The organism is Pseudomonas sp. FW300-N2A2 (assembly GCF_017351735.1).
In the GTDB taxonomy this organism is placed as follows: Bacteria; Pseudomonadota; Gammaproteobacteria; order Pseudomonadales; family Pseudomonadaceae; genus Aquipseudomonas; species Aquipseudomonas migulae.
On record NZ_JACNDU010000034.1, the window covers coordinates 42,945 to 49,862 of the forward strand.

6 protein-coding genes are annotated in these 6,918 nt (G+C 61.0%); 3 read left to right on the forward strand and 3 right to left on the reverse strand.

Annotated elements, in window-relative coordinates:
• Positions 1–45: 45 nt before the first annotated feature.
• Both J4E42_RS26055 and J4E42_RS26060 read right to left on the reverse strand, forming a co-directional pair.
• A complete protein-coding gene (locus J4E42_RS26055) occupies positions 46–825 on the reverse strand; it encodes a molybdopterin-dependent oxidoreductase (RefSeq protein ID WP_192496269.1) in 780 nt (259 codons plus the stop codon).
• Complete coding sequence (locus J4E42_RS26060; protein WP_207286510.1) at positions 822–1,430, reverse strand: cytochrome b/b6 domain-containing protein; 609 nt, start codon at positions 1,428–1,430, stop codon at positions 822–824. Before J4E42_RS26060 ends, J4E42_RS26055 begins: the two co-directional genes overlap by 4 nt.
• 187 nt (positions 1,431–1,617) lie before the next feature.
• On the opposite strand from J4E42_RS26060, the gene J4E42_RS26065 reads away from it, so the two are divergent.
• On the forward strand, positions 1,618–2,553 hold the full coding sequence (locus J4E42_RS26065) for a class I SAM-dependent methyltransferase (protein ID WP_207286511.1): 936 nt from the start codon (positions 1,618–1,620) through the stop codon (positions 2,551–2,553).
• Positions 2,554–2,670: 117 nt separating this feature from the next.
• On the opposite strand, the gene J4E42_RS26070 is transcribed toward J4E42_RS26065, so the two are convergent.
• Positions 2,671–3,444 carry a helix-turn-helix transcriptional regulator gene (locus J4E42_RS26070; protein WP_207286512.1) on the reverse strand — a complete coding sequence of 258 codons (774 nt, stop codon included), beginning with the start codon at positions 3,442–3,444 and terminating at the stop codon, positions 2,671–2,673.
• A gap of 111 nt (positions 3,445–3,555) precedes the next feature.
• Between J4E42_RS26070 and J4E42_RS26075 the strand changes: the two genes are divergently transcribed.
• Positions 3,556–4,659 carry a polyamine ABC transporter substrate-binding protein gene (locus J4E42_RS26075; protein ID WP_207286513.1) on the forward strand — a complete coding sequence of 368 codons (1,104 nt, stop codon included), beginning with the start codon at positions 3,556–3,558 and terminating at the stop codon, positions 4,657–4,659.
• Between the two features lie 167 nt (positions 4,660–4,826).
• Positions 4,827–5,942 (forward strand): P1 family peptidase, encoded by a 1,116-nt coding sequence (locus tag J4E42_RS26080; protein WP_207286514.1) that lies wholly within the window; start codon positions 4,827–4,829, stop codon positions 5,940–5,942.
• Positions 5,943–6,918 lie beyond the last annotated feature (976 nt).

The following is a 6,918-nucleotide window of genomic DNA, read 5'->3' on the forward strand; positions in this document are numbered from 1 at the left end:
CGATTGAACGCAGCGTGAGCCGCGCTGTGAAGTTGGCGGGTGCCGTCAGCTGCCACCGAACCAGTTGTAGCCCTGGTCTTCCCAGTAGCCGCCGCTGTAGGTGTTGCTGACGAAAATCGCCTGAATATGTTTGGGGTTCTTGTAGCCGAGCTTGGTGGGCATGCGCAGCTTCATCGGAAAGCCGTATTCGCGCGGCAACACCGCGCCGTCATAGGTCAGGGCCAGCAACGTCTGCGAGTGCAGCGCGGTGGCCATGTCGATGCTGGTGTAGTAATCGTCGGCGCATTTGAAACCGACATATTTGGCATCGGTGTCGGCTCCGACCCGTTTGAGGAAATCGCTGAACCGCACGCCGCCCCACCGCCCGATCGCACTCCAACCTTCGACGCAGATATGCCGGGTGATCTGCTCGTTCTGCGCCATCGCGCGCAGCTCTTCGAGGCGCCAGCTGCGCTTGTCGGCGACCAGGCCGGTGACTTCCAGTCGATAGCTTTCTTCCTCAACGATGGGTGCCTCGTCGATGCCGTAAAACGCGTTGAAGGGGAACGGCCGGGTGATCATCGACGCCGGATAGGTCGGTGCCAGTGCATCGGGATTGAACAGCCAGCCCTGCACCCGATCGTTGAACCGCGACATGGATGACAACGCGGTCTCGACGCTTTCGTTGTCGGTCAGGTTGCAGCCCGACAACATGGCTACGCCGCCGAGGGTCAGCCCACGCATCAGGAACGAACGGCGGGAGCGGTCTTCGATCTGTGGCGCAATGATTTTCCGGGCGTCTTTGAGGATGGATGACTCATCCAGGCCTGCGATGGGCTTTTTCATACGGGCTCCTTGCGACCGTTAATCATGGCCAGCAGCGTTTTGGGAACGAGTGCGACCATCACCAGATGCACCGCGACAAACGCCACCAACAGCGCCATCGCGATGAAATGCACATGCCGCGCTGCTTCGTAACCGCCGAGTAATTCACGCAACAGCGGAAACTGGACGGACTTCCACAACACCAGCCCGGAGACCACCAACAGCGTGATATCGAGCATCACGAACAGGTAAGCCAGCCGTTGCACCTGGTTGTAATGACTCAGGTCGGCATGCCCCAGCCGCCCGCGCAATGCGGCCCACAGGTCCTGCAGAACACCTTTGGGCGACACCGGGAAGAAGCGTCGAGAGAGACGACCGCTGGCGAGGTTGATGATCAGGTAGGCAAGGCCGTTGATGGCGAGAAACCACATCGCCGCGAAATGCCATTGCAACGCCCCGCCGAGCCAGCCGCCCAGCGTGATGCCCTTGGGAAAACTGAAGTCGTAGAGCGGCGATGCGTTGTAGATGCGCCAACCGCTGGTGACCATGACCAGCACCGCCAGGGCGTTCAGCCAATGGGTCAGGCGCAGCCAGCGCGGATGGGATGAAGCAGGTTTCGGCGACATGATCGGCTCCCGGCGGTTGTTGTTATTCGTTGGAGCCGAGTATGGGAGCCGACAGATCGCCAAATCCTCACGTAAAGTTAAATTAACCGTGATAACTACCCCCCGCTCCCACAGTGTTTTGTGTTGTCAGCCTAAGGTGTGCATTTGTGGTTAAAATGCCGCCCCCTCAAATGACCGACACCGCCCGATGAACTCAGACGCGCTCACCACCCTCCACGACCATCTGCTGACCGCCCTGGCCGCGGCACCCGCAGAAACCCGCCGACTGTTCCACGGTCGCGGACGGTGCTGGCCGGGGCTGGAGCAATTGACCGTCGACTGGCTGCAAGGCGTGGTGCTCGTGTCGCTGTTCAAGGAACCGGAAGCGGCACAGCAGGAAGCGCTGAAACAGGGGTTGATGGCGCTCACTCAATCGCCGGCGTGGGCGACATCCGGCGCGCATACGTTGGCGCTGCAACATCGCTACCTGCTGCAAAGCACCACCGAATGGCTGGTCGGGGAAGTCATCGATGACATGACCATCACCGAGGGCGGCCTGCGTTATCGCGTAGACCTGGGCCGCAAGCAGAACACCGGGCTGTTCCTCGACATGCGTTACGGCCGCGATTGGGTGCGCGCCAATGCCGAGGGCAAGCGCGTGTTGAACCTGTTTGCCTACACCTGCGGTTTTTCCGTGGCGGCCATCGAGGGCGGTGCCGAACACGTGGTCAACCTGGACATGTCCAGCCCGGCCCTGAACCGTGGCCGCGACAATCACCGGCTCAACGGCCACGACATGAGCAAGGTGAGTTTCCTCGGCCACGACCTGTTCAAGTCCTGGGGCAAGGTGATCGGTAAAGGCCCTTATGACCTGGTGATCATCGATCCGCCGTCCTTCCAGAAAGGCAGTTTTCTTTTGACCAAGGATTACCAGCGCGTGCTGCGTCGGTTGCCGGAATTGCTCACGCCACAGGGCACGGTGCTGGCCTGCATGAACGACCCGGCGTTTGGCGCGGATTTCCTGATTGATGGCGTCATGCGCGAGGCGCCGAGCCTGCGGTTCGAGCAACGGCTGGAGAATCCGCCGGAGTTTCCGGATGCGGATGTCGAGTGCGGGTTGAAGGCGTTGGTGTTTCGGCAGTAACACCGCGCCGCGCCCATCGCGAGCAGGCTCACTCCCACATTGGAATGCGATCGAATGTGGGAGTGAGCCTGCTCGCGATGGGGGCCTGACAGGCAACAAATCTCTTTGATTGGCCAGTCAACGCGGCTGCAACACCAACGCAAACAACTCCCCATGCCCGTTCACGTTGAGCTTGTGATAGACGTTGCGCCGATGCACTTTCACCGTTTCCGGCGAGATCCCCAATTGCTGGGCAATCGCCTTGCTTGAAAAGCCCTGAAGAATCAGGCGCGCCGTTTCGATTTCGCGCACTGTCAAACGCGCATCAAAGCGATCCAGCAACGTCGCCAGATCCCCGGCCACGGCTTCGGCAACCGGGCCTTCTGGCGGCATCAATTGCAGGTGACGGCGCATCGCCGCCAGCACCCAGTCACGCACACAAAGCAGACGACCCTGCTCTTCCAGGGTAAAACGCGTCGAACGGCCGAGTGACAAACCGAGCACGGAATCTTCGACGTTGATCATGAACTGCAACTCGTCGTCGCCCACCACCGAGCGGAAGTAACTCAGGTAGTACTCGCTCTGCTGAAACTGGTCTGGCGCCAGCGACTCTAGGCTGTGCAAGCCATCGGCAATGCCTGCACACGCGGCCTGATAAAACGGATCGAGCAGGTACATGCCGGCGCTGTAACCGGCCAGTTCTTCATGCTCGTCGGCGCTGCCCTTGGCGTCGAAATCGATCAGCAGGCGTGGCACTCGCCCCGGCCTCATCACCGCAACCAATGCGTTGTCCAGCGGCACCAGCAACCGCAGCGTGTCGACCAGTGCGCGCCAGAAACCGTCCCGGCCCAACGCGCCAAACACCCGCGCCAGGCCCTGGTGCACCGGCAACTCTTTCAGCAACGCGTCCACGCTCTACCCCTTTCGAGTAACCCATGATGGGAATGGGTGAGTCCCCGGCCTGCCGATACGCTGCAAGCACCTGTTCATCACCGGCCTGCAGCAGGCCAGGAGTGCCGCATCATGAGTCGTCGCCTTCCACAGATCAATCTCGGGTTGAGCGCCTGTTTGTGCGTTTCGCTGTCGGCGTTGGCTGCCGAAAGCCCGACGGTTCACGTTTACAACTGGTACGACTACATCGGTCCCAACACCCTGCACGACTTCAAGCGCGACACCGGGATCGAACCGGTTTACGACACCTTCGACAGCGCCGAAGTGCTGGAAGGCAAACTGCTCACCAGCCGCAGCGGCTACGACGTGGTGGTGGCCAGCAACTTCAGCCTGCCGACCCTGATCAAGGCCGGCGCCCTGGCACCATTGCCCCACGCACAGATGCCTGACTTCAAGAACATGGATGCTGACCTGCTGGCGAAACTGGCCAACAACGATCCGGGCAATCAGTACGCCGTGCCGTACCTGTGGGGCACCAACGGCATTGGCTACAACGTCGATAAAGTCCGCGCCGCGCTGGGCGACAAGGCACCGGTGGATTCCTGGGAGCTGGTGTTCAACGAAGCCAACCTGGCCAAGCTCGGCCAGTGCGGCGTGGCCATGCTCGACTCGCCGTCGGAGATGCTACCGGTGGCCCTGCACTACCTCGGCCTGCCGCCCAACAGCACCAATCCCGAGGACTACAAGAAGGCCGAAGCGCTGCTGCTCAAACTGCGTCCGCACATCGCCTATTTCAACTCGTCGAAATTCATCAGCGACCTGGCCAACGGCAACATCTGCGTCGCGGTGGGTTGGTCCGGCGCGATGCTGGAAGCCAAGACCAACGCCGAGCAGGCCAACAACGGCATGAAGATCGCCTACAGCCTGCCGAAGGAAGGCGCGCCGGTGTGGTTCGACACCCTCGTGTTGCTCAAGGACGCGCCGCACCCGCAGCAGGGTCTGGCCTTCATCGACTATCTGATGCGCCCTGAAGTGATTGCCCCGGTCAGTGATCACCTCAACTACCCCAACGGCAACCGCAGCGCCACGCCGCTGGTGGCCGAAGCGACTCGCAATAACCCGGCGGTGTACCCGTCCGCGCAAGCCTTGGCCACGTTATTCACCCTCCAGCCGCTGCCGCCGGCTACCGAACGCGTGCGTACGCGGATCTGGAGCAAGGTCAAAAACGGTCAGTAATCCACCGCAAAAAACCTGTGGGAGCGAGCCTGCTCGCGATGGCGGTGTGTCAGGCAATGAAGATGTCGACTGACACACCGCCATCGCCAGCAAGCCGGTCTCACTCCCACAGGGATTGCGTTTGGCCCAACGATTTTTTCTGCCACGAATTGAAGATGAGAGAAACAATGAAACCACGTGCCCGCGACCTGAACCTCCAGTTCGGCCAACTGCAACCCGGCCCGCTCAATGCCATCACCGATGTGCCCGGCGTGCGGGTCGGCCACAGCGATGTGCGAGGCCGCACCGCCAACGGTCGCGACATCCTGACCGGCGTCACCGTGATCGAGCCGCGTGCCGGTTCCACCAGCCAGCAACCGTGTTTTGCCGGCGTCCATGTGCTCAACGGCAACGGCGATGCTACAGGTCTGGAATGGATCCGCGAAGCGGGTCTGCTCACCAGCCCGATCGCCTTCACCAACACCCACAGCCTGGGCGTGGTGCGCGATGCGTTGATTGTGCTGGACCGCGAACAGCAACCGGACGACGGGCGACTTTACTGGAACATGCCGGTGGTGCTGGAAACCTTCGACGGCTTGCTCAACGACATCAACGGTTTCCACGTCAAACCCGAGCACGTGGCCCAAGCCCTGCGCACGGCGACAAGCGGGCCGGTGAAAGAAGGTGCGGTGGGTGGCGGCAGCGGCATGATCTGTCACGAATTCAAAGGTGGCATCGGCACCGCTTCGCGACGTTTGAATGCCGGCCAGGGTGGCTGGACGGTGGGGGCCATCGTCCAGGCCAACCACGGCATCCGTAACGAATTACGCGTCGACGGTTACCCGGTCGGGCGCTATATGGAAAAGGCTGACTCACCATTCCTCAAGGCATCGTTGCCGCATCCGGGCATGGGTTCGATTGTGGTGTGCCTGGCCACCGATGCACCGTTGCTGCCACATCAATGCACCCGCCTCGCCCAGCGCGCCAGTCTCGGTCTGGCGCGGACCGGTGGCGGTAACGAAGACCACAGCGGCGATATCTTCATTGCCTTTGCGACCGGCAACGATGTGCCACCGGCTGCTTATGAGAGCAAGAAGGCGCCGACAACCGACAACCTGAGCATGGTCAACAACGATCACATCAGCGAGTTGTTCCTTGCCGCTACCGAAGCCGTGGAAGAAGCAATCATCAACGCCCTGCTGGCCTGCGACACCGCCGAGGGCAATGGCCATGCGGTGCCGGGGCTGGACGCCGAAACACTGCTCAACGCCTTGCGTCGTGCGGGCTGGCCGGGACGCGACTAGCGGTACTTGAGTGCCAAACTCCATCTTCCTACGATGATTCTACGCAGCCGTTTGTTTGCTCAACTCGAGCGGTTGCGTAGGTGGTGAGTGATCTGAACCCCTACCAAGCTCACCGCCTGTTTCACGTGCATCTTGAGCCTCAAGGGCTCTACTTTTTCCCCATCAAAGAGCCTTGAGGCTCTTTTTTTTGCATGGGTGACAGACCAGAAAAAGCCCGGCATCTGATCGTAGTCATGCTGTTCAATTGTGATTTTTTTTTGGATTGGATGGGGGGGTATATCCGTTGCTGCGGTGATGCTGCTATTGGTTTCGCTTTTACAGCGAGTCACTTTCGAAAAGCGCGAAAGTAACCAAAGCGCTTTTGCCCCTTTCGTTCGGTGCCTCGCTGTGGCTCGGCATACCCTCGCTCCGGTCCTGCTCCGTGGGCCCGCCGCCATCGGCCATCCATGGCCGGGGGCGGCTAACCCGGCATCCTTGCCGGGTTGCCCACTACGCAGAACCTCCACTCGGCCTCTCGAGGGGGCGACTACCGCCACAGCCGCCGAGGCGGCCTGAAAGCCGACCTGGCTCTTCAATCCTGCGTGCACTCCTACACTGTGCTGGCCCCGCTAATTTTGGATGTTTGCACATTCCCCCTGTAGGAGCCGGCTTGCTGGCGATGGCGTCCTTTCAGGCGATAAATGCGCGACTGACCCACCGCTATCGCCAGCAAGCCGGCTCCTACAAGGGATTGGGTTCACACGACTCAAAATTGTAGGAGCCAGCTTGCTGGCGATGGACGTCAACGATAACGCGGGCTGTCTGAATGAACGCGTCGCCCAGACGCTTTTCGCCGGCAAGCCGGCTCCTACAGGGAATCGCGTACGCTTTCGCTTCTCACCACTCATCAGGCCGAGCGTTAGCTCGCCTTCCGCTTTTGATCTGAGCGCCCCCTCGAGAGGCCGAGCGCAGGTTCTGCGCAGTGGGCAACCCGGCA

Coding starts and splice junctions, on each gene's coding strand:
- J4E42_RS26055 (WP_192496269.1), bottom strand. CDS start 825: ATGAAAAAGCCCATCGCAGGCCTGGATGAGTCATCCATCCTCAAAGAC.
- J4E42_RS26060 (WP_207286510.1), bottom strand. CDS start 1,430: ATGTCGCCGAAACCTGCTTCATCCCATCCGCGCTGGCTGCGCCTGACC.
- J4E42_RS26065 (WP_207286511.1), top strand. CDS start 1,618: ATGAACTCAGACGCGCTCACCACCCTCCACGACCATCTGCTGACCGCC.
- J4E42_RS26075 (WP_207286513.1), top strand. CDS start 3,556: ATGAGTCGTCGCCTTCCACAGATCAATCTCGGGTTGAGCGCCTGTTTG.
- J4E42_RS26080 (WP_207286514.1), top strand. CDS start 4,827: ATGAAACCACGTGCCCGCGACCTGAACCTCCAGTTCGGCCAACTGCAA.